We start from the raw sequence: 23,165 nt of genomic DNA, 5'->3' as shown, positions 1-23,165 counted from the left end.
GATCCCGCTAAAATTAGGAGCATTCCGATGACTGTCATGCGCTCACTCGCAGCTAGCCTGTTGCCAATCGCTGCGTTGACCGCAGGCTGCACTTACTCGCCTTCAGGCCAGTCTGGTGTTCAGTCCGCATCGGCGCAGTCAAGCGGGCAGGCCGAAATCAAGCTGGTGGCCAATCAGGTTGCTGACTGGCAGCTGGCCAACCTCGATAATCTCGACACCTATATTCGCTTTATCTCCCGCGAAACGCCGAACCCGCGTGGCTGGGTGAAGGGAACCTTCTTCCTGGGGCTGGCGGATTACGCAGAACAGACCGGCCAAGAGCGCTATGTGAATGCTCTGGCAGCCATCGCGCAGCGCGAAGAATGGCGGCTGGGTAACCGGCTTTATCATGCAGACGATCACCTTGTCGGTCAGGTGTATATGCGGCTGGCCCGCGCCGGTGTTGCTAGCGCAGACCTGGGCCCGACCCGCCAAACGCTGGATGCCATTCTCGCGGAAAAGCCCAACACGCAGATGCTCCATCCCGACAAGAAGGGCGATCCCGGCTGTTCCAAGCGTTGGTGCTGGTCCGATGCCCTGTTCATGGCTCCCGCCACCTGGTGGGACGCGCACGAGACGTTTGGCGATGAGGCTTACGCCGATTATGCGCACGCAGAATTCCAGGTCGCGACGGAGCTGCTCTTCGATCCTGACGTGAGCCTTTATTACCGCGACAGCCGTTTCTTTGATCGGCGCGGGAATGACGGCGAAAAACTGTTCTGGAGCCGCGGTAATGGCTGGGTCTATGGCGGATTGGTGAACATCCTGCGCACCATGTCGCAGGATGATGCACGCAGAGACTATTACGTTTCCCTGTTTCGCAAAATGTCGGACCGGCTGATCGCTATTCAGGCGCCAAACGGGATGTGGCGCGCGTCACTTCTCGCATCCAGCGCGACGCCTCCAGAAACCAGCGGGACCGGCTTCTTTGTCTATGGTCTTGCCTGGGGACTGAATGAAGGTTTGCTGGAAGGCGAACAGTATGCGTCGGCAGTGGATGCCGGATGGACAGCGCTCACAGAAAATATCGATAGTGAAGGGCGGCTTGGATATGTCCAGCAGGTCGGCGATCGACCGGAGGGTGTACAGCCAGATGACCACCAGCTTTATGGCACAGGAGCCTTCTTGCTGGCAGCGGGCCAGATTCTCCGACTCGAGCAAGACTGATCAAGCCAACGCGCTGACTGGTTTTTTGACAACCTGTCGGCAGGAAATCGACGCCTTCTTGCATCATATTGCCAAAAATGATCAAAAAAAGTCACTATGCGTCATGTTAGAGCATTGACATGCTCGAATTCAATCGATCATATGTAAAAAAACAAAGATTGATTGAGGGGGAGTATAAATGGGATTCATCCGCACCGATGGGGCGCGCAACGCGTTCGATTTGAGCCTGAAGTTGGGTGTGGCTGCAGCTGCGCTTTGCATGCCTTCTGTCGCGGCCGCTCAAGATGCAGCAGCTGACGATGCGCAAGAAGAGGTGGCGACAGTAGAATCCGGCGATGACGACGCCGTCATTATCGTTGAGGGTATCCGGGCGAGTCTTGAAGATGCGTTGAACATCCGCCGGAAAGCAGATGTCATTCTGGATGGTATCTCTTCGGACGATATCGGTTCCACTCCCGACCTCAACCTTGGCGAGGCCCTTGCGCGTATCCCGGGTGTTCAGATCAACCGTGAAGGCGCGCGCCGCGACGCCACCATTTCGGTACGCGGCCTGCCGGGCAGGTTTACGAAAACCACGATCATGAACCAGTCGATCGCGTCCACCACTCGCGGGAACAATACAGGCAACCCATTCGGAATCTTTGAAAGCTCGATCTTCAACGGCGCGAATGTCCTGAAGTCGTTCACAGCGGACACTCCGGCTGGCGGCCTTGCCGCGCAGGTCGATCTGCGCCTGAACAGTGCTCTGGCACGCCGGGAAGGCTTCGTCGTTCGCGGTGAAGTGGACTATGAAGAGACGACCGGCGATTTCCTGCCGAAGTTCTTTTTCTCCGGTGCGCAGCGTTTTGGCCGGTTCGGTGTGTATGCAAATATTGCCTATTCTGAACAGAGCTTCCGCCGCGACTCGCTCCGGCTGAACAACTATCGCGAGTTCACTGATGCCCAAGTCGCGGCGTTCGCAAATGGTACTGCAGTCAGCGGGGTTGGAGATGGGCTGGAGGCGCTGTCAGCAACGCCCAATGCCGCATTCGATATCGCGGCAGTTGGGGATAATGGTCTTGATAACGCCGTCATTTTCCCGCGTGTCATCCGTCAGTTTGTGCAGAACAACCGGGGCGAGCGTTTTTCGACAAGCGCTGGACTTGCTTATGAGATTTCGGACGACCTGACCTTCCGTCTCGATGGCCTTTACACCCGCCGCGATCTGAGTGAATCGAACCAGGATATCTCGATCTACGAGGCGACGAATAACTTCAATTCGCTGATTTCGCCGCTTTCCGATCCGGTGAATGTCGGAGTGGTCGACTTCGACGAGAACGGCACTGAAGAGAACGTCTTCATCGTGCCGCGCGTTTTGATCAGCGATTCCCAGTCAGCCGTCGAAAACCGCAGCTTCCCTGCCGTTGATGAGGCATGGGCGATCTATCCGCAGTTCAACTTTGAAAACGACGATTGGCGCGTCGATGTTACCGGTACATATTCGGAAGCATTGGGGACCTCGTCGCTGAATCAATACAGCCTGCGTGTCCGTAACCGCGGCGGTGGTGCTTCGACCCGTAACCTGGATTCCAACCTTGATGGCATCGATGATCGCGGCAACAACTCGATCCTCATCCTTGATCAGGGGCTTGGCGATCTGGGCGGGATATTCGTCGACAACATCATCGATCCTCGGCTTCTTGAACTAGACCAGACGCGGGGTAATGCCAGAATTGAAACGGGTGCAGGTATCGGCGCGCGTGACGATTTTGCAGGCTTCCTCCCGCCGGGACCGAACCAAAATGGCTTTAATCAGCCAACCTCGATCCTGGCGCTCGGCTTTACTGAAGGCGTTAAGCGGGACCTGAAATCGATTGATATCGATGTTGCGCGCAAATTCGAAAACAGCTTCATCACCGAGATTCAGGTTGGTGGTTTCTACACTGACGAAACTTCTGATCGTTTCCGCTCGGAGTTTGGTGGACTTGGTCTCGATTATGCGACCGCGTTCGACCCAAGCATCCTTGTGCCTAACGATGGCGTGGCCGAGGGCGGGGCTTATCTCGGCGGCGATGTTCCTGGCGTCGAGCTGGACAGTTTTCTTTCACTCGACATTCCTGTTTTGGAGTCCCTGCTCGGTTCTGCGAGTCAGTCGCCGAGGCCGGACCTGCAGTTTACGCCGAGTGCAGGAAATATTCGCAACTACTTCCCGCAGCTGACGACAGAGAGTGCTGCTACTGTTACCGCAGAGGAAATCCTCGCTGCTCTGCCATTGATCAGGGCGCCGGGCGGAAACACGTATCTCACCCGGCCGCAGCTTACGCGATCGACCATAGTCGATAACAACTTCACGTCTTCGCGTGAGACTGTCGAACTTTACGGGATGGCGAAGTTTGACCTGAGCAGAGTATCCGATGCGCAGCTGCGAGGCAGCATCGGGGTGCGTTACGTCAAGACCGATCTGGTCGGACAAACAAACCCGACATTCCTGCAATTCTACGACAATCTCAACGCAATCCGCGCTGCCAACGGTGGGCCGGCGCTGGAGTTCAAGGATCCGAGCGACAACGATGCGCTGGTCTTTGGTCAGGGCAGCAACAGCTTCGAGCGGTTCCTTCCATCGGTAAATCTCATTTATGAAATCACACCGGACCTGGTGCTCCGCGCGGCGTATTATGAAACGTTTGAGGCGCTCGATCTTGCCGAGTTCACTCCGACGCCGACGCTGATCGTGGAAAATGCGGTCGATCCGGACGACGACGATTTCGATCCTGCAGATCGTATCCTCGGTGCTGATGGCAATCCAATTCCGCGTACATCGGTCAACATCTCAACGCTTGAAGTTGAGCCGCGCCGGTCAAAAGCATTTGATATCGGTTTGAGCTGGTACAACGGGCCAGGCAACGTCATTTCGCTTGGCTTCTTCCGCAAATCACTGATCGGCGACATTTCGCGTCAGCGCAATTTCTGCCCGGAAGGTGAAAACCTGACTGTCGGTGACCGTGCCTTCAACGATATCCGCTTTGCCGATGTGAACTCGGCGAATGATATTGAAGCATCGTTTGCAGGCAGCTGTATCTTCACCAACGACCTTGGCGATCCGCAACGCATTCGTGTTTCGCGCACGGTCAACAACCCGGACACGATCAACGTGACAGGTTTTGAAGCGCAGATTCAGCAGCAGTTCGATTTCCTGCCCGGTCTTCTGAAGAACACCGGCACGGTCCTCAACTACACGCGTGTGCGTTCAGGCGGCGACAATGATGTTCAGCTCTTCAACGTGGCCGAGGATACCTACAATATCATCGGCTATTACGAAGACGATTTCCTGCAGGCCCGCCTGGCCTACAACCACCAGTCAGAAATCCAGCGTCAGGGCGGAAGTTCCTTCATCGGCGGTTCGACTATCATCGCACCGCGCGGCCAGTTGGACTTCAGCGGCGCGATCAAGCCTGCACGCGGGCTCGAGGTTCGCTTCGAGGTCTTCAACATCACCCAGAGCTCACGCCTCGAATATCTCGGTGTCGAAGAACTGTTCCGTCTCTATGAATATGATGGCCGGACATACTCGCTTTCGACAACCTTCAGGTTCTAATGAATTCACGAGCCTCCCTGTGGGCCGGCGGTCAGCATGAGGCTGACTGTCGGCCCACTCCCTTTTATCGATAGGGAAGAAACGAAGAATGCGCGGATTGGAGAAGTCAATAAGAGCTACGCTGCTGGTCGCGCTGTTTTCATTTGGTGCGAGCCAGCCTGCCTTGGCCCAGCCGAGCGAGAAGCTTGCTGATGAGCAGCTCAACCTCGCCAGCGAAGTGGAAGCCATTGATTTTACCTGGTCTGGCCACCGCGTGTTCGCGCAGATGATCCAGCGCGGCGACCATCAGATCATCGCTTATTACGATGCGAACCGCCAGATGAGCATCGCCCACCGCGCACACCAACGCACTCCTTGGCGCTATCAGAAAGTCCCCAGCTTCGTCGGCTGGGACAGCCACAATTACGTGACGGTCGATGTGGATGAGGACGGCTACATCCATGTGATGGGCAACATGCACAACGATCCGCTGGTTTACTTCCGCTCAACCCAGCCGTGGAATGTCCGTTCGCTCAAACAAGTCGATTTCATGATCGATCCGGAGCGGGACACGAATGTGACCTATCCCCGGTTCATGCATGACCGTGACGGCCGCCTGATTGCGATCTACCGCTTGGGCGGGAGTGGTAATGGCCGGTACTACTACCACCGCTATGACACCGATACGAAGACATGGTCATTGATGCATGATGGCCAGTTTTTCGACGGTGAGGACGAGCGGGGCGCGTATTATACCGGTCCCGTGCTTGGTCCCGACGGCATGTTCCATATCGTCTGGGTCTGGCGCGAAACGCCGTCTGCTGCGACCAACAACAACCTGTCTTACGTGCGCAGTCCCGATCTGGAAAATTGGGAAGATTCCAACGGCAATCCGGTCACGCTGCCACTGATCCGCTCAACTGGCGAGATTGTGGATCCTGTCCCGGCGTTTGGCGGCATGCTGAACGGCCAGAAGAAAATCGGATTTGACGTCGATAACCGCCCGATGATTTCTTATTACAAGAACGATGAAACCGGCGACACGCAGATCATGCTCGCTCGCAAATCGGGCGATGGATGGACGATCCATCAGATCAGCGACTGGAGCGGCAGCAAGCAATTCCTCGATCGTGGGGGTAGCCTCAGTGTCTCAATCCTTGTGCCCGAGGATCCCTATATAGCGGATGACGGCACGATCAGGGTAAGGGCAAAGCGTGATGGTCAGGAGATCGAGTTTGTTGTCGATCCGGCGACCAATCGGACGCTGGAAGTTGGCAGCTACAAATCGACGCCTGACGTCATTGGTACGTTCCAGCAAAACCCGGAACTGGTCCAGTTCGTCAGGAAGGCTGAAGGCACGCCGCCAGAAAGCGCATATGACTTTTACCTGAGCTGGGAAGCAAACCCGCCTGCGCAGGATCAGGCGCGGGGGGAAATTCCTGCGCCTTCAACGCTGCGACTGCACAAGATCCCCCGCTAAGATGATCGGCGTGGCTGACGCGGTTCGTGGCGTTTGGAGCACTTGCCTCTCGGCCATCTGCGCAGGGTTCCTTTTACTTGCGCACGGCTCTCCTGCAGCAGCACAAACGGATATTGAGAGGCTGAAGGCGGAGTTTGTAAAACCGCCTGCCGAAGCCCGGCCATGGACCTGGTTTCATGTGATGAGCGGGAACATGACCCGCGAAGGGATCACGAAAGATCTCGAGGCGATTGAGCGGGTTGGGATTGGCGGAATCGTGCTGTTCCACGTCACCCAGGGCATTTCTTATGGCCCGGTGAAGTTCAATTCCCCTGAGCATCTCGAACTGATCGAGCACGTTGCAGCGGAATGTGAGCGACTTGGCCTCAAATTCTCGTTCCACAATGCGGATGGATGGTCTTCCACGGCTGGCCCGTGGGTGACGCCGGAGAAGTCGATGAAGCGGCTCGTATGGAGCGAAGCGGCTGTGGATGGCGGGACGATATCGCTCCAACTCGAAAAGCCCGGCACTGCCGAGGGCTTCTATCGCGACATCGCTGTCATCGCTTATCCCTCGTTGACCGGAGAGATCGCCGACAGAACGAACAGGCCAGCGGTCTCCACATCGGATCCGCAGCTCGACCTTGATCTGGTGACCGATGGTGAGCGTTTCACGCAAGGATACCTTACTGCACCGGCAGAAGAACCGGGCTGGGTCCAATTCAGCTATGACCGCGCCGTGCCTATCCGCAGTCTTTCGGTCGGGAACATCGGTGAGCGCGACATCAAGATCGCGCTCCAGGTTTCTGATGACGGGAAGAATTTCCGGACCGTCCGCGAGTTCAAGAAAACGCGTCTTTTGCGCGTCGAATGGGAAGTGGACGCGACTTTCGCACCGGTGGAAGCGCGCCATTTCAGGGTCACTTTCGACAACAGTGCGCTGATCGGGGAAATTGCACTTTCCCAACTCGCGAAGGTCGCCAATGCTTCCGGCCATAGCGGGATGGGCTACGTTCCGGGTGACGAATTGCCGGTGCAGGCAACGCCCCCCGTCGGCGATGTTGTGAACTCTGATACGATCCTGGACCTGACGCGGCAGGTGGACTCGGACGGGCGGTTACGGGCCACTTTGCCGGCCGGACAATGGACGGTCATGCGTTTCGGATACACATCCACAGGCGCGCGCAATGTGAACCCTTCGCCTGAAGGCAACGGGCTTGAGGTCGACAAGTTCGATGCAGCCGCGTTTGGCGTGCATTACGACGCTTTCATTGCGCCGGTGATCAAGCGGGCGAGGGCAGTCGCCCCCACGGCCACCGCAGGTGTAATGATAGACAGCTATGAGGTCGGCGGTCAGAACTGGACGGCCGGTTACGACCGCCAGTTTCAGCAGGCGCATGGCATCGACTTGAAAGAATGGTTGCCCATTTACGCCGGTCGGTTTGTCTCCAGCGGGTCGGCGACCACAGACATGTTTGCCAAAATTCGCCGCTTCAATGCGCAGTTGATCAATGAAAACTATTACGGCGAATTCGCCCGACTGATGGCCGATGAAGGGCTGGAAAGCCTGATCCAGCCCTACGGACTGGGGCCATTTGACGAACTGAGTGTTGCGTCGGTTGCCTCCGTTCCCGCCGGTGAATTCTGGGTTCGCCGGGACGATCTGTCCAACCTCAACGGAGCCGTCTCAGCCGCGCGCATCTATGGTAAACCGGTGGTCGCCGCAGAGGCGTTCACAGCTGTGTGGGACGATAACTGGTTTTTCCATCCCGCCTTCGGGAAGAAATGGGGTGACCGCGCATGGGTCGCCGGGGTCAACCAGTTCCTGTTCCACCGGTTCGCGCATCAGGCCAACACCCATGTCGCTCCCGGCATGACGATGAACCGCTGGGGCTCTCACTTCGACCGCACTCAGCCATGGTGGGACGAAGGCGGAAAGGCATGGTTCGGCTACATGGCGCGGGGCCAGCACATGCTCAGGCAAGGCATGGCGGTGGCCGATGTTGCGATGGCGATCGGTTCCAACAGCCCGGTTATCTGCCCGCAAAAGGTAGAAGCTGGCAAGCATCTGCCCGCAGGGGTAGAGTTTGATTGTGTCGATACACCCACATTGCTGAACCGCAGCCGGTTTGAAGGCGGTGCACTGGTGCTCGAAAATGGCGCGAAATATTCCATGATCTGGTGGCCTCATAGCCACGCACCCTCAGGGGCTGAAGCAGCGCGTCTGGAAGAGGCGAAGCGGGCTGGTGTGGCCGTTGCCTTCGGTCATCGTGGTGAAGCGGCCGACGAGGTATTTCTGGCGGCGGGACTAAAACCGCGCGTTTCATCCAGCGGCCAGCTGCCTTCGTTCACGCACAGACAGTCCGGCTCAACCGACATATTCTTCGTCTTCAACGATTCCGATGTGCGCAAAGACTTTGATCTCTGTTTCAGAGTTGACGGAAAGTCCGGCGAAGAATGGCATCCCGTTTCCGGAGGAGCCCGCGCACTGACCGGGTCGGTCGATGACGGGGGCTGCACGAATATCGATCTTGGCCTGGCCCCTTATGAGTCGCGATTTCTGGTATTCGACGAGAGGCTTTCGTTTCAGCCGCGCGGGCAAGAACTATCGGAAGAGGTCCAAACGCTCGCCAATCTGGACGATGGCTGGTCGATCACTTTCGATCGTGCCTATGGCTCTGCGAAAGACCTGACTGGCACGACCTTGTTCGATTGGAGCAACAGCCAGGATCCGGAGATTTCTCACTTCTCAGGCAAGGCGACGTATCGGAGTTCGTTCGAGGTGACTGCTGGTGCCTTGGAAGGATCATCCGGCTTCGCGCTTGATCTCGGTCAGGTGGAAACGGTCGCGACCGTACGTGTGAACAACCAGGAAATCGGCACCGTTTGGACTGCACCCTACGCGATCGACATTTCATCGGCGGTTCGCGCAGGACGCAACACCGTGGAAATCGAAGTCGCCAATTTGTGGGTCAACCGTCTGATCGCCGACGCTGCCCTGCCAGACACCAGCGGATATGTGCCGGAGGACAATATCGGATACCGGCCCGAAGAAAACCTGCCCAAGCGGAACATGGTCGAATGGTACAGTTCCAACCAGCCACCTCCGCCCGGGCCAAGGCGCACCTTTGCGACGCATTACTTCCAGAAACCGGACGATCCTCTGATCGCTTCCGGTCTGATCGGGCCGGTGACCGTCACAACTCAGGAAAACTGATATGCTTCATCGCATTCTATCGCTGCTTTGCGGCCTGCTCGCGATTACCTTTGCAAGCTATGCGGCGGCGCAAGAGGTCTCCGAAGCGGGCGCTCGATTTGAGCTGGTTACGCTAACCGTCGCAGGCCCTGAACTCGACGAGCGCGGCGACCGTAATCCGTTCGCGGATGTTCGCCTCGAATGGACGCTTACGCATGAGGGCGAGACCTGGGTTATTCCGGGCTACTTTGCCGGCTGCGGCGATGCTGCGGATACTGGATGCACTGGAGGCAATGTCTGGCGCGCGCATTTCGTGCCTCCGGATGAAGGCGACTACAGTTGGAAAGTCGATTTTCGTACAGGACCAGATATGGCCGTGGCACCGTCTCCCGGCAAACATCTCAATGGACATGGTGCCACGGGAAGTTTCTCGGTTTCGGGGCAATCGGCCGATCCGATCCGGGCAAGGGGGCTTCTGCAATATACGGGCGAAACCTATTATCGCTTCGCAGGCGACGGCAGCGTCTTTTTCAAGTTCGGACCTGACGCGCCGGAAAACATGCTCGCCTACGAAGGCTTTGACGCAACCCAGAATTACAAGGGTTTCCGCAAGAATTGGCAGGCCCATGCTTCGGACTTGCGTGAGGAAGGCTCACGCGTCTTGTGGGGCGAGAAGAAGTCGGGCGCCGGACTGCTCGGAATGTTCGATTATCTTGCAGATGCCGGAGCCAATTCGGTGTCCATGCTGCTTTGGAATGCAGGCGGTGACGATCGCAATGTCTTCCCGCATTTGCTCGCTGTTCCCGCCGAACGATATGAGCAGATGGACCCTGCCGCGCAGTGGGACGAAGGGCTGGTTCAGGACCGCTTCGATGTCTCAAAGCTCGACCAATGGCAGCGCGCTCTGAGCTATGCCGACAGCCGCGGGCTGCACCTGCATTTCAAACTGCAGGAAACCGAGAATGACAGTTTTATGGATGGCGGAGCACTGGGCCGCACGCGCAAGCTTTACATGCGCGAAATGGTCGCGCGGTTCGGGCATTTCCTCGCGCTGACCTGGAACCTGGGCGAAGAGAACGTTCAGCATCCTGGCGATGTTCGCCACATGGCTTCCTATCTGGCAGCCCTTGATCCGTATGATCACCCGCTCGTGCTGCATTCCTATCCGGATCAAAAGCAGCGTTACCGCGCTTTCCTGGGTCCGGACTCGGCGCTGAACGGCCTGAGTCTTCAGGGCCGCGAGGATGATATTTCCGATTTGCGACCCGATGTGACGGAGTGGATTCGTGAGGCTCAACTTGCGGGAAAACCTCTGGTCATGGCCTATGACGAGCCGGGCAGGGCAGATGGCGGGGCCGGGGTCGATCCCGACTATCCCGATGAGCGCCTGCCAGCCAAACGCGAGGTCGAGCTCGATCCGGAACTGTTCCTGCGCGATGGACTGTGGAATGCGCTGACAGCCGGTGCAAACGGGGTGGAGGCATATTACGGCTACAAGACCGGCTGCAGCGATCTCGATTGTCAGGATCACAGAACCCGCGCGCGTCTCTGGCGCGAAGGTCGGGTGGCGTTGGAGTTTTTCAGCCAACATGTAGGGGACCGCGCCGTGCGCATGGTCGCCGCTGATTACCTCACCCGCCCGCGCGACGATTTCGTGTTTGCCGAACCGGGGCAGTTCGCTGTCATAGTTCCGGGTGAGGAAGAAACCATTATGACGACTGGCGGAATCGAAGGGCGCTTCTCGGTGCGCTGGTTTGACCGGGTGAATGGCGGCGGCTTGCAAACAGGGTCGCTCGCCGAGGTCGACAACCACCGGCGCAACACCAAGATCGGTGAACCACCGGAAGGCGGCAGCGGCAAATGGATCGCAGTGGTCGAACGGATTGATCAGGGCATTCTGGTGCAAGCGGAAGACTTCGTGGCTCAGCGCGCCAACGACGTGCGCAGCTGGTGCAGGAAGGCGGAATGCCCCGACGGGTGGGAGCGCACTGGAGCAGCGGATTATATTGCGCTGGTCCCAGACACCCGTGTCACCCATGATGACGAACTGATCCGGGGCGAAAATTTCAGCGGCTCACCCGGAAAGATGGCGATCCTTTCCTATGATGTGGAGTTCCCCGCTGCGGGGCGCTGGTATCTGTGGGTGCGCGCGCATTCGCTCGGCTCCGAAGACAACGGCTTGCATGCTGGCATCAATGGCGAATGGCCGGAAAGCGGCGCGCGTATCCAGTATTGTGAGGGCAGGCAGCGTTGGCATTGGGACAGCCGCCAGCGCACACGCGAAGATCACTGCGGAGTCAAAGGCGGGCTTTGGTTGGATGTACCAACGGCGGGCACGCACCGGGTTGAATTCTCCATGAGGGAAGACGGCTTTGTGTTCGACGCCTTCTATCTCACGCTCAGCCCCTACACGCCGCACCAATTGGAACAGGCCAATAAGGACGCGGCCCCCAAGCGTGACGACAGGGGAGGACATTGATGATCTCAGCGCGCAAAATTACGTCGACGTTGGCAGCATCGTGTTTGCTGTTGAGTGGCACTGCGCTGCTGGCCGAGGGTGCACAGGACGCTGAGCGCGCTTCTATCACCGGCTGGGACCAACTGACTGCCAAGTCGCACACTTCGGACGGAATGGAGCGTTCGCGCGATGGGAAGCCTCGTTTTGCAGGGCCTCTGGGCGCGCAAGCGGTCAGCTATAATGGCTATCAATATGTCGTGTTCTACCCAGGGCGTGATCGCAGTCAGCCTAAGGAAGAGGCGGCATCCTACGTTGCCGTTGCGCGGAGGAAACTGGGCGGATTTGACTGGGAATATTCGGTGCTGGAGGGGTACAAGGTCACGTCCGATGATGCCCATAATCGCCAGACCATTGGTATCTCGGGCGGTGATGGCGTGATCCATATCTCGTTCGATCATCACAATCGTCCAACAATGAACTACGCAGCCACGGCCGCCGGTGTTGCGGACAACCCGGCCAATGTGACTTGGGACAACAGCGTTTTCACATACGCCGAAAATCTTGGCGGCGATCCAAAGACGCGGCTCAACGTTACTTATCCTTCATTCAAGGCGTTCCCCGGCGGCAATCTGGTAGTCTATTTCCGCACGGGCGGTTCCTATGGCGGCGACATGCGGCTGGGGAAGTATGATGCGGAGCAGGGTCAGTGGGGCAAGGTTCACATCGTCTCCGACCGCCATGGCACCTACAATGGCCTAAAGACCACACGAGGCCCCTATCTCGCGAACGGAATGCAGGTCGGCTCGGATGGCTCGCTCCACGCCGCGTGGGTGTTCCGCGAAAGGCCGTGCGATTACACCACCTCTTCGCGCAGTGAGATATTCTGCAACCACGGGCTGTTCTATGCCAAATCGCTAGATGAAGGGCGCACGTGGCAACGCGCCGATGGAACCGTTATCGCCGATACCGAGAAGGGAGAGGCGATCTCGATCGGCAATATCGGCGGACCCGTGATCGAGATTCCGAAGGGGCTGGGCCCCAGCAATCCCTCGATCACATCGACAGTCGATCCAGTGTCGGGAGATATGCATGTGCTGCTGCGTCACCTTCCACAGCGCGGGGCAAAGCAAGCCTACTACTTCCATTATCTCGGAAAGCCGGATGGCAGCTGGAGCCAGCAGCAAACCAATTTTGATGGCAATGACGCGACGCTCGCAGTGGCTGGCGACCGGCTTTATGCCTTTGTCGGGCGGGACAAGGGGCAGATCTACTATGCAAATCGAAGCAACGATTTCCGCAAATGGAAGAGGCTTCCGATCGAAATCGACAAGAAGCGCAAGTTCGATCCGCAAGGCGGCTACATAACATGGGACCTCTCGCTGCTCGAAGAGGGGCAAGCGACCATGCTGTGGCACCGCGCGCCGGAAACCCGCGGTGTCTCTACGCCGGTGCAGGTGTTTGATATCGAGTTCGAGTGACGGTGGCGAGGCATCCGGGAGATTGAAGAATGGAACGGCTTCAGAAGATCGGTCTGAATTTCAGCGCTACGGTCTTGCTGACAGCAGCCGCATTCTTTCCCGCCAATGCTGGCAATCCGATCATCGCCAATCAGGGCGTCAACGATCCGCATATCCGTATCTTCGATGGCAAAGCATATCTGTATGCTTCCCACGACAAGTCGGCGCGCAATGAGACTTTTGTCATGGAAGACTGGCAGGTCTGGTCATCCGATGACCTTGTAAATTGGACGCTTCAATCGACGCTTCATCCCGACCAGACGTACCTGCGCGCTCAGCCTGATTTTACGTCCGCCTGGGCCACCGATGTCGCGGAAAAGGGCGGGAGGTATTATTGGTTCTTCTCCGAAGCCAATCGGCAGACAGGGGTTGTCGTTGGAGACAGCCCGGTGGGTCCGTGGCGCGATGCACTGGGCAAGCCGCTGCTGACGGAGGACCTTACGCCAACGCACGAATATGATCCGGGGCTGTATTCGGAAGGCGATGATCGCTTCATCATCTTCGGTGTATGGGATTACTATCTTGCGCGTCTAGGCGAAGACATGATCTCGCTGGCAGAGGAACCACGCAAGATGGATATTCGCGGTGCGAGAGGGCCTTACACCTTCACAACCGGCACGCCGTTCGATGGCAAGCTAACCGACGACAAGCCGTTCCTGCACAAGCATGGCGATCTCTATTATCTGTCGTGGGGTGCGTTCTATGCAACGTCGAAGAACCTGTACGGACCTTACGATTATCGCGGCGCGGTGATTACGGAGGCGAGCTTTCCGACCGGGCTGTCCCAGCCAACCTGGCCGACAGGCCCGCAGCAGGGGCGGCACGGATCGTTCTTCACATGGCACGGCCAGACATACTTTGCCTATTGCGACATCTCACAAAGCGGCAATCGTTATTTCCGCGATACCTTCATCAGCTATGTCCATTATCGCAGCGATGGCAGTATCGCTCCCATTCGCGTCGATTTGACGGGAGTTGGCGAATACCGCGCATCGTCGGGTCCGATCGAAGCAGAAGAATTCTTCGCCAATAGCGGGTTTTCCAAGCGGGAGCGCGCCGACGCGTCCAATGGTTTCGATGTTGTGCTTGATGGCGCTGCCGGAGAGCTCACCTTTCCGAACATCGGCGGGCTAGGCGGCAAGGATACGATTGTGCTGGATATGAAGGGGGCTCCGGCATTGCCTTTCAAGCTGTCGATCAGCCGGAAAGGTGCCTCTGCTCCAATCGCGAGCCATCAGTTAGAAGGTGCCAACCGCTGGCGCATCCCCTTGGGCGCGCTTGGCGATTCAGAAAGCCTGATTATTCGGCTGAAGCGCGAAGGGCAGGGTGAGCTAGCGCTTGACCGGATCGGGTTTGAATAGGGCGCTTGGCGCGCGCCTTAGTCGTGCGAGAATTGCTTCGGCAAAAGGTAAGGAAAGCTTGTCGCCGGGTCGATATCGACCTGCATGATCGGCGCCATATACTCCGCCCAGCGCGCATTGACGGGATTGTCCGCCAGAAAGGCGGCGGTTGCATCGAAATCGTCCGTTTCAAAATAGCCGAACAGTGTCAGCCCGTGCTTGAAGATGTGGTAATTGCGGATACCCGACTGCTGGAGGGCCTCCGTCATTTCAGGCCAGATCTCGTCGTGGCGTTTCTTGTATTCCTCTTCATATCCGGGGCGAATCCCCAGCACCCAAGCATATGACGCCATGCGCAGTCTCCCTCTTTTCATCGAAGCGCCTAGCATGCATAAGCACTCACGAAAATCCAATTTCATTCAGAACCAATCATTCACATGAAAGCCGGAGCCAATCGTGAACCTTGACCGCAAATATGCCGCAGATCAGCAACGTTATCGCACCATGCGCAATGAAGAGCTGCGTGACAGCTTCGTTATCGCAGACCTGATGACCGAAGGCGAGTTGGTACTGACCCTGTCCGACATCGATCGCGGCATCGTGGGCAGCGCGGTCCCGCTTGGCGAGGCGCTGGAATTCAGCTCTTTTGCAGAGCTTGGCGGCGGCGCCTTTACTGCGCGGCGCGAAGTCGGCGTGATCAATATCGGTGCAAGCGGCAGCGTGACTGTGGGCGATGAACGCTTCGCGATGGAACGGCTCGATAGCCTTTACATCGGGCGCGGGGAGCATTCCGTGAAATTTGAAAGCGACGATGCGGCCAACCCGGCGCGTTTCTATCTTGTAAGCTATCCGGCGCACACCACCTATCCGCATAAGCTGGTGAAACAGGATCAGGCGAACCGCATCGATCTGGGCGAGCAGGCGACCTGTAATGAACGCACGATCTTTCAGCCCCTACGCCCCGGCATCGTTGAAAGCTGCCAGTTGGTTATGGGCTTCACTTGCATTGCCAAGGGCAGCGTGTGGAACACGTTCCCGCCGCACACGCATGATCGCCGGTCGGAATTCTATTTCTATTTCGATCTGGCGGACGATGCCCGCGTGTTCCACTTCATGGGGCGACCTGACGAATTGAAGGCGTTGCCGCTATCGAATGAAGAGGCCGCGCTGTCTCCGTCATGGTCCATGCATTGCGGTGTCGGCAGCGGTTCCTACAGCTTCATCTGGTCCATGGGCGGTGAGAACCAGGAATTCGACGATATGGACCATGTGCCCCAGGCCGCATTGGCCTGAGGCAGCATTGACTGGCGATCGGGCGCGCTATTTGGCGTAGCGCGCCTGTTCCACAATTTCGGCATCGAACCGCGCAGCAAAGTCCGCCGCAATGGCCGGGTTCTGAGCGGAGACATCATTCGCCTCGCCGGGATCCTTTGACAGATCGTACAGCTCAACGGGCGCGTCCTTTTCTACGCGAATTGCTTTCCATTTGCCGATGCGTCCGGCTTGCTGGGTGACGCCAATCACGCCGGAATTGGGATCGCCGAGCTGGCGCGAAAATGCCCAATAGAGCATGCGTTCCGGCAGTTCGGCATCTTCACGCATCAGCAATTTGGCCAGCGATACGCCATTGGCGCCCATCGCTTCAGCCGCATCGGGCCTGCCCGCAAGCGCCCCTAGGGTGGGCAACAGGTCTGCAAATATTACGGGTTCATCTTCCACCCGTCCGGATCTGATGACGGAAGGCCATGTCGCGAGGAATGGCATGTGAATGCCGCCTTCGGTCAGATCGCGTTTGCCGCCGCGATATGGGCCGCCAGCGGCAATCCCGATCGGGTCGCCGCCGCCTTCGGAGTGAGGGCCGTTGTCGGAGGTGATGATGATCAGCGTGTTGTCTTTTAGGCCCTGCGCTTCAAGCTTGGCGACCAGTTCGCCAACATAGGAATCCAGCGCGGCGATCATGCCCGCTTGGACGGCATTCGGCTCGTCAATCGCGAGTGGATAATAGTCCGGAAACTGGCTCGCCGGGGTGGGGCCAGCTAGACCGTTATAAGGGGTCTCCGGGAATTTGCCGCGATAGGGGGCAACGAATTCCTCAGGCGCGGCCATTTCCGAGTGCGGTGATGTGTAGCTGACGAAAGCAAAGAACGGCTTGCTGCCATCCTGCGTGTCCAGAAATTCCAGCGCGTCATCCGTAAACAGTCGCTGGGCATAGCCATCTCGCGCGCCAGCCCGGTTTTCAGGCACCGGGACCATCTTGTTGTTCTCGAACAGGAACATCGGAAACTGGCGGTGCGCCTGAATGTTGTGCAGCAGGCCTTTCCATTGCTGGAAACCCATCGTCATCGGGTCCGTCTCACCAAAGGTCGTGCCGATGCCAAACTTGCCAAACAGTGCGGTGGTATAGCCCGCATCACCCAGCACGTGCGCCATAGTGCGGTCGCCCTTTTGCAGCGACACCGTATTTGCGGTGCTGCTCAGCCGGGAGGCGTCACGTCCGGTCATTAGCGAAATACGCGAGGGTGAGCACACGGTACTGCCTGCGTAGCCATTGGAGAAGATCATGCCTTCACGCGCCAGCGCATCGATATTCGGCGTCTTGATGATGCTGTGGCCAGTGATCCCCAGCTGTCCGTATCCCATGTCGTCAAACAGGATGAGCAGGATATTGGGGCGGGGTGCCTCAACCGCTGGTGTTGCTGCGACCGCAGGCTCGCTTGTGTTGTTGGCAAGGCTGGTGGTTGCAGCGCAGCCTGAAAGGGCCAGAACACTCGTGGCGGCGCAAAGAGCTATGAATTTGCGGGTCATTATTCGGTCGTTCCTTCAAGCTCGGCCAGTTCTTTGGTCAGCAGTGCCGCAAATGCTTCGCGCGAATTGATGCCTGAGGGATCAAGCTCCCAAGCGGCAAGGAATGCGTATTCAAATTCCGGCTGACCGAAGGCCACAAAATGGGTCGAGTTCGCAAGGCCGCCATAGGTCGCTTCATTAGCGCGGTAGAACAGCGCCATGCCCAGGCCATCCTTGTTCTCGCTTTGCGTGTCACCCCATGTCGCGACATAGCGCCACGTGCCTTCCGCACCGTCTGATTGCAGCAGTTCTGCCCCGTCATGCATGACAAGGCCGGTTGCCAGGGGAAGCTCGCCATTCGTTTTTACCTTAACCCGGGTTAGCGGGCTGTCTGATCCAATCGAATAGTCGGCAACAAAGCCGCCAGTGTTGCCCGATGCCCCCTCGATCCCTCCGGCCGTGATAGTGAAGACACCGTTTGCCGCGCCGGTTTCGCCAATGCTGGCCGAAAGCTCTGGCACGGAGCCAAACTGTTCTGGCTGATCGCCGCGCATGATGCCAATGCCGCCAAGCCCCAGGCTTGGCCCGACCTTGAGCACGTCCATGCCCCACGGGGCGAGCTCGTGATAGCTGCCGTATTCGTCGATTTGTCCAAGGGCTGGATCTGGCGATTGCTTGCCGAATATGTCGCTGACCAGTCGGCCATCGAGATACATGCGATACCCAACCAGCCCGTTCTCCCAGCCGATCCCTTCATAGGGCATCATGCCATCGCCGATCTCGTGCGAGGCCGGAACTGTGAATTCCTGCAAAGAAACATAGGCTGCTTCCGGATTGTCGCGCACGCGCAAATCCACGATCACTGCCGCAGCGTCGTTTGCCGCTCCTTCGGTCCCGCCAGTGTCGGCTCCGCCTGTCTCGGCAGAGCATGCCGCAACACTTGCTGCGAGGATGAGCGATGCCGCAATTCCTGAAACTTTCACTCGCAAATCTCCTAACCGATCAGAACGTTGGTTGATTGCCATATGGTCTATTCCTGCGCGGTCGATTCCCGCAGCACGAGCACAATCGCGAAGACGAAATAGGTCACAGTGGGCCAGATGATCAGCGACTGGAAACGCGCCAGATCGCCTGTCGTCAAAGCGGTAATTCCCAGGACGATCGCCGCCACAAGCGAGAGGCTTGCACCGATGAGGAACAGACGATTGGTGTTCGACGCAGCAAGCTGGGGCTTGGTGTGACTGTCCAGAAAGGACTGCTCCGCCGCGCGGCGATCGCTCTCTGCCTGTTCGGATGCTGCCAGCTGAGCCTTGTCGACCGTTTTCGCTCCCATCGCCGAAGCCAAAACCGGATACAGCACCATGGCTGTCAGCCAGGCGGGCACGAACAGGAACAGGACATGCACGCCAAGCTCGTATCCCAGCAGCGCGGCAACCGCGACACTGGCGATCCACGTCAACAGCGCGGGTATGTTGAGCGCTGCTCCGCTGGCCGAGCGCCAGTAGCGTGTCAGGCCGATCTTCTTGAACAGGAAGTGTTCAGCGAAAATCAACCCGCCGATTGGTGCCATCACCAGTGCCATGATGCCTAGGAAATCAAGCAGCCGCGTGAAGACGAACGGGAAACAGGCGATGATCGTCGTGATCACGCCGACGACCAGAGTCACCTTCTCGCGTGACCATGCCGGGTGAAGCGACTGGAACGCGAGACCTGAACGGTAAATGGTCGGATTGGATGTCGTCCAACCCGCCACAATCACGGCCAGAATGCCGATCGGGCCAAGCGCCTGAAACGCGACTTCGCCCGCATCCAGCGAGGTTAGCGGCTGCTTCAGGATCATCGCCGCGCCAGCGCCCATGATGCCCGCCGCAAGCCAGGCTGCGAAGTGGCCAATGAACATTCCGATAGAGGAATACCACGCATAGGAAGAGCGGCGCGCAAAGCGCAGGATCGACATGTCGCCCAGCCCGCCATGGAAGGCGAGGTTCGCCCCCCAGGCGATGGCGACGACATGCCAGAATCCCATCTCGGTGCCTTGATCGATCCAGATGCTGGTCTCTGCCAGATTGAGGAAATCCCCGTAGCTGCCGACACTGGAGACCGATGGCGTTCCGGCGAGGATAACCGGTAGCAATGCCGCCCCGCCAACGAAGAACATCGCAATCATCCAGGGCGCGGCAACTTCGGAGAAGCGTGCGACGAAACTGAAACCGCGCATCGCGGCGAAGGAGACGACTGCGCCGACGCCCAGTGCGATGAAAACAAAGGTCATGCTGGTCGGATACCATTCGACCTGCGGCGGGATTCCGAAAAGGATACGGACAGCGCTGGCCGAAACGGTGATCATTGCCCCGGCCAAAATGCAGAACAGCACGCCGTTGATCACACTATAAATCTTGATGAAGCCGGGTCCGGCAATTTTCTCGAGATAGGCGTAGAGGGTAAGCCGGGTCTCGGTCGCGATAGGGGCGCAAATCAACACCCAGCTGAGAACGGCGAGAAGGTTGCCTAGCAGCAGTCCCGAAATCACATCTCCGGCGCCGACACCCCACGAAACAAACATGGCGCCAATAACGAACTCTGTACCGGCAACATGCTCACCTGCGTAGGATGCCGCAAAGTACCTGCCCGGCTTCAGCGCCGTTGGAGCAACCGGCTCGCGTTCGAATTCTTCCACGTATTTTCCCCCTCGGATTCTTTGGGCGAGAGATTAACCCGCTTTCCGTCCGATGCAAGAAATTGATCGAAAATGATCAAAAAAGATTATTGGTCGCGGGTGCTACTAACGTCTCACATCATTCCGAAGAACCGTGGCAGCGCCTCTGACAGAGCTGGAACGGCTGTTGTGACCGCTAGTGCAGCGAGCATCGCCAGATAGAGCGGGATCATCGGCTTGATCATCGCGGCCACTTTGGTTTCGCCCACTGCCGCGCCAACGAACAGCACTGTTCCCACCGGCGGCGTGCACAACCCGATCGACAGGTTGAAGATCAGGATCATCCCGAAATGCACAGGTGAGATGCCCAGAGCCACCGCGACAGGCAACAGGATGGGGGTGAAGATCAATATCGCCGGAGTGATATCCAGAAACGCGCCGACGATCAGCAGGACGACGTTGATCAACAGCAGCAGCAGGAGCGGATTGTCCGAAATGGTCAGCAGCGCTGCCGCGATTGCGCCGGGCAATCCCGAATAGGCGAGCATCCAGGCCATCCCGGTCGATGCCGCGATCAGGAACAGCACAATGCCGGTTGTTTCAGCCGACTTGACGATTACACCGGGCAAGTCCTTCCATGCCATTTCACGGTGAACGAAGACGCCCAGGATCAATGAATATACCACGGCAAACGCGCTTGCTTCTGTCGCGGTAAAGATGCCGGACACAATGCCGCCAACAACGATGACGAGCATTGCGATACTGGGAATGGCAGGGAAGACAGTGCGAATGGAATCCTTGAATGGAAGCCTTTCGGAGACTGGATAGCCTTCTTTGCGCGCAACGATCACGGCCGCGATGACCAGGGCGAGGCCGGCCAGCAGGCCGGGGCCGTATCCGGCAAGGAATAGCGCACCGATTGATACGCCGCCGGCGGCCACCGCATAGACGATCATCACGTTGGATGGCGGGATCAGCAGTCCGAGGATCGACGCAGAAGTGGTGACTGAGGCCGCGAACGGCGCGTCATACCCTTCCTTCTTCATCGCGGGCACCATGAACGAACCGATTGCCGATGTGGCAGCCACGGCCGAGCCCGAGACAGAGCCAAACAGCATGCTGGAAATGATGCTGACAACCGCAAGGCCTCCGGGGAGCGCGCCGATCAAGCCCTTTGCTGCGTCAATCAACCGTCTCGCAACTCCCCCGGCTCCCATAAGATACCCGCTCAGAATGAAGAACGGGATTGCCAGAAGCGTGAAGCTGTCCAACCCGGCCACCATACGCTGTGCCATGGTGGTGGTGGCAGGATCGAACGGCATGATCGCAACCAGCGCGGCCAGCGTGGAAAGCCCGATCGCAAATCCGATCGGTACGTTAAGCGCGACCAGTATGAAGAATACGAGAACGAGGATAAGCCCGGTTGTCATTGGACTTCTCCTTCGATCTTCTCTTCTTCGGTCGCGACACCTTCAATCAGGAATGAGATCGCGAAATAGGCAATCACCAGTCCGCAAGCGGGCATGATGCTGTAAATGGTCCACATGGGCAGTCCGAGCGCAGCCGAAGTCTGGCCGAGTGTCGCCGTCACATTGACCAGCAATCCCCCGCCATAGACCATGACTGCCAGAGCGAACGCTGCGCATACCAGCCAGATCGCGCGCGCCGAACCCTTGCGTGCGGACGGCGAAAGTCTGGCTGAAATGAGATCCACGCCCACATGCATCCGCTTGGCAAAGGCATATGCCATTGAAACCATGCCCAGCCATATCAGAAGGAAGCGTGCAATTTCCTCGGTCGCCGAGCTCGGAGCTTCCAGCACATATCGACCGATCACCTGCCAGATTACGGTGAGCACTGTGGCGCTGAACAAAAGAACCAGAATTCCGGCAAGCGCCTTTTCTACGATAATACGCATCATGCGGTCTCCGACATAGCTTCGATCCGGGCGGCGAGGTCTCCAATCCGTGTTCCGTCAAAGCTGGCCTTGAAGTCGGCGACGGCGGCGCGGAATGGCGCCTTGTCCGGCCTGTTGATTGCAACCCCGCTCGCTTCGATTTCGGCCAGAGCGTCATCGGATGCCTTACGCCACAACTCGCGCTGATAGCTTTCCGATGCCGCCATCGCTTCGGTTGCCCACCCTTTTTGCTCTTCGGTCAGACCGTCCCAAACGCTCTGGCTCATCACCACAACATCAGGGGCGCTGACATGCTCATCGAGCGAATAGTAATTGCACACTTCGTGATGCCGCGCGCTGAGCACACTGGGCGGGTTGTTTTCCGCGCCATCGACAACGCCCTGCTGCAGGGCTGCGTATAGCTCGCCAAAGGCAATCGGAGTGGCTGCTCCGCCAAACGTTTCGACCGTCTTGATCAGGGCTTCACTGGGCAACACGCGCAAGGTCTTGCCGCGTATATCGTCCGGCGTATTGACTGGCCCGCCCGTCATATAGAAACTTCGGGCGCCTGCGTCGTAATGGCCCATCCCCTTGAGCAGGATCTTGCTGAGGCCGCTCAGAATCTCCTGCCCGATTTCACTTTGCACAACGCGTTTCTGATGTTCGCTGTCGTCGAAAATATAGGGCAGCGAATAGACACCCATATCGGGTGCGAAATTCTCTAGCGACAGCGATGAAACCTTGGTCATGGATATGGCCCCGAGCTGAACCAGCTCGACCAGCTCCCGCTCGGTTCCAAGCTGCGCGTTGGGGAAGATTTCTACCGCCAGGGTCGATCCCGACAGACGGATCAGTTCATCACGGAACCGGGCCATAGCGAGATGAACTGGATGCTGTTCGTCCAGAGTATGGGCGAGCGTGATGCGGTTGGACGCTCCCAGACGCGCGCAACCCGGCAATAACCCTGCCAGGCCTGCTACTGACAGCATTTGCAGATGCCGACGTCTTGATTGGACGAGCACATTCTCTCTCCCTGCTAAACCCGACCTTGCCTCCCAAAGCAGATCAGGACAGTGTTGGTAACCGGTGTCATATTATG

15 protein-coding genes are annotated in these 23,165 nt (G+C 57.9%); 8 read left to right on the top strand and 7 right to left on the bottom strand.

Annotated features, from left to right (window positions below; all coding sequences use genetic code 11):
• Positions 1–27: 27 nt before the first annotated feature.
• From Q0837_RS11115 to Q0837_RS11085, 7 genes are all read left to right on the top strand, one after another.
• Positions 28–1,206 (top strand): glycoside hydrolase family 88 protein, encoded by a 1,179-nt coding sequence (locus tag Q0837_RS11115; protein ID WP_298468903.1) that lies wholly within the window; start codon positions 28–30, stop codon positions 1,204–1,206.
• 178 nt (positions 1,207–1,384) lie between these two features.
• Complete coding sequence (locus tag Q0837_RS11110) at positions 1,385–4,780, top strand: TonB-dependent receptor (protein ID WP_298468900.1); 3,396 nt, start codon at positions 1,385–1,387, stop codon at positions 4,778–4,780.
• A gap of 88 nt (positions 4,781–4,868) precedes the next feature.
• Positions 4,869–6,239, top strand: a complete 1,371-nt coding sequence (locus tag Q0837_RS11105; RefSeq protein WP_298468898.1) for a BNR repeat-containing protein — start codon at positions 4,869–4,871, stop codon at positions 6,237–6,239.
• Position 6,240: 1 nt separating this feature from the next.
• A complete protein-coding gene (locus Q0837_RS11100; protein ID WP_298468895.1) occupies positions 6,241–9,435 on the top strand; it encodes a glycosyl hydrolase in 3,195 nt (1,064 codons plus the stop codon).
• A 1-nt stretch (position 9,436) separates the two neighbouring features.
• Positions 9,437–11,893: a DUF5060 domain-containing protein gene (locus Q0837_RS11095; RefSeq protein WP_298468892.1), complete on the top strand. Its 2,457-nt coding sequence runs from the start codon at positions 9,437–9,439 to the stop codon at positions 11,891–11,893.
• Complete coding sequence (locus Q0837_RS11090) at positions 11,893–13,350, top strand: BNR-4 repeat-containing protein (RefSeq protein ID WP_298468890.1); 1,458 nt, start codon at positions 11,893–11,895, stop codon at positions 13,348–13,350. The genes Q0837_RS11095 and Q0837_RS11090 overlap by 1 nt, the downstream gene beginning before the upstream one ends.
• Positions 13,351–13,379: 29 nt before the next feature.
• A complete protein-coding gene (locus Q0837_RS11085; RefSeq protein WP_298468889.1) occupies positions 13,380–14,750 on the top strand; it encodes a family 43 glycosylhydrolase in 1,371 nt (456 codons plus the stop codon).
• Between the two features lie 17 nt (positions 14,751–14,767).
• Here the strand turns inward: Q0837_RS11085 and Q0837_RS11080 are convergent, their stop codons facing one another.
• Positions 14,768–15,082: an L-rhamnose mutarotase gene (locus Q0837_RS11080; RefSeq protein WP_298468888.1), complete on the bottom strand. Its 315-nt coding sequence runs from the start codon at positions 15,080–15,082 to the stop codon at positions 14,768–14,770.
• 103 nt (positions 15,083–15,185) lie between these two features.
• On the opposite strand from Q0837_RS11080, the gene kduI reads away from it, so the two are divergent.
• The gene (kduI, locus tag Q0837_RS11075) at positions 15,186–16,022 is read left to right on the top strand and encodes a 5-dehydro-4-deoxy-D-glucuronate isomerase (RefSeq protein ID WP_298468886.1); all 837 of its coding nucleotides are present in this window, start codon (positions 15,186–15,188) and stop codon (positions 16,020–16,022) included.
• Positions 16,023–16,049: 27 nt separating this feature from the next.
• Here the strand turns inward: kduI and Q0837_RS11070 are convergent, their stop codons facing one another.
• The 6 genes from Q0837_RS11070 to Q0837_RS11045 form a co-directional block, all read right to left on the bottom strand.
• Positions 16,050–17,534, bottom strand: coding sequence for a sulfatase-like hydrolase/transferase (locus Q0837_RS11070; RefSeq protein WP_298468883.1), 1,485 nt, complete (start codon positions 17,532–17,534; stop codon positions 16,050–16,052).
• Complete coding sequence (locus Q0837_RS11065) at positions 17,534–18,496, bottom strand: DUF4861 family protein (RefSeq protein ID WP_298468881.1); 963 nt, start codon at positions 18,494–18,496, stop codon at positions 17,534–17,536. The genes Q0837_RS11070 and Q0837_RS11065 overlap by 1 nt, the downstream gene beginning before the upstream one ends.
• 47 nt (positions 18,497–18,543) lie before the next feature.
• Positions 18,544–20,190, bottom strand: coding sequence for a hypothetical protein (locus tag Q0837_RS11060; protein ID WP_298468879.1), 1,647 nt, complete (start codon positions 20,188–20,190; stop codon positions 18,544–18,546).
• Between the two features lie 113 nt (positions 20,191–20,303).
• Positions 20,304–21,599 carry a TRAP transporter large permease gene (locus Q0837_RS11055; protein ID WP_298468877.1) on the bottom strand — a complete coding sequence of 432 codons (1,296 nt, stop codon included), beginning with the start codon at positions 21,597–21,599 and terminating at the stop codon, positions 20,304–20,306.
• Positions 21,596–22,090 (bottom strand): TRAP transporter small permease, encoded by a 495-nt coding sequence (locus Q0837_RS11050; RefSeq protein ID WP_298468875.1) that lies wholly within the window; start codon positions 22,088–22,090, stop codon positions 21,596–21,598. Before Q0837_RS11050 ends, Q0837_RS11055 begins: the two co-directional genes overlap by 4 nt.
• Positions 22,087–23,055: a TRAP transporter substrate-binding protein gene (locus tag Q0837_RS11045; RefSeq protein WP_298468873.1), complete on the bottom strand. Its 969-nt coding sequence runs from the start codon at positions 23,053–23,055 to the stop codon at positions 22,087–22,089. The genes Q0837_RS11050 and Q0837_RS11045 overlap by 4 nt, the downstream gene beginning before the upstream one ends.
• Positions 23,056–23,165 lie beyond the last annotated feature (110 nt).

This window comes from uncultured Erythrobacter sp. (assembly GCF_947499705.1).
GTDB lineage: Bacteria > Pseudomonadota > Alphaproteobacteria > Sphingomonadales > Sphingomonadaceae > Erythrobacter.
This window is presented reverse-complemented; position numbering and strand designations above follow the sequence as displayed.

Bases quoted from the DNA above. Each gene is read 5' to 3' on its own strand.
- Q0837_RS11115 (WP_298468903.1), top strand. From the start codon at position 28: ATGACTGTCATGCGCTCACTCGCAGCTAGCCTGTTGCCAATCGCTGCG.
- Q0837_RS11110 (WP_298468900.1), top strand. From the start codon at position 1,385: ATGGGATTCATCCGCACCGATGGGGCGCGCAACGCGTTCGATTTGAGC.
- Q0837_RS11105 (WP_298468898.1), top strand. From the start codon at position 4,869: ATGCGCGGATTGGAGAAGTCAATAAGAGCTACGCTGCTGGTCGCGCTG.
- Q0837_RS11100 (WP_298468895.1), top strand. From the start codon at position 6,241: ATGATCGGCGTGGCTGACGCGGTTCGTGGCGTTTGGAGCACTTGCCTC.
- Q0837_RS11095 (WP_298468892.1), top strand. From the start codon at position 9,437: ATGCTTCATCGCATTCTATCGCTGCTTTGCGGCCTGCTCGCGATTACC.
- Q0837_RS11090 (WP_298468890.1), top strand. From the start codon at position 11,893: ATGATCTCAGCGCGCAAAATTACGTCGACGTTGGCAGCATCGTGTTTG.
- Q0837_RS11085 (WP_298468889.1), top strand. From the start codon at position 13,380: ATGGAACGGCTTCAGAAGATCGGTCTGAATTTCAGCGCTACGGTCTTG.
- Q0837_RS11080 (WP_298468888.1), bottom strand. From the start codon at position 15,082: ATGGCGTCATATGCTTGGGTGCTGGGGATTCGCCCCGGATATGAAGAG.
- Q0837_RS11070 (WP_298468883.1), bottom strand. From the start codon at position 17,534: ATGACCCGCAAATTCATAGCTCTTTGCGCCGCCACGAGTGTTCTGGCC.
- Q0837_RS11055 (WP_298468877.1), bottom strand. From the start codon at position 21,599: ATGACAACCGGGCTTATCCTCGTTCTCGTATTCTTCATACTGGTCGCG.
- Q0837_RS11050 (WP_298468875.1), bottom strand. From the start codon at position 22,090: ATGATGCGTATTATCGTAGAAAAGGCGCTTGCCGGAATTCTGGTTCTT.
- Q0837_RS11045 (WP_298468873.1), bottom strand. From the start codon at position 23,055: ATGCTGTCAGTAGCAGGCCTGGCAGGGTTATTGCCGGGTTGCGCGCGT.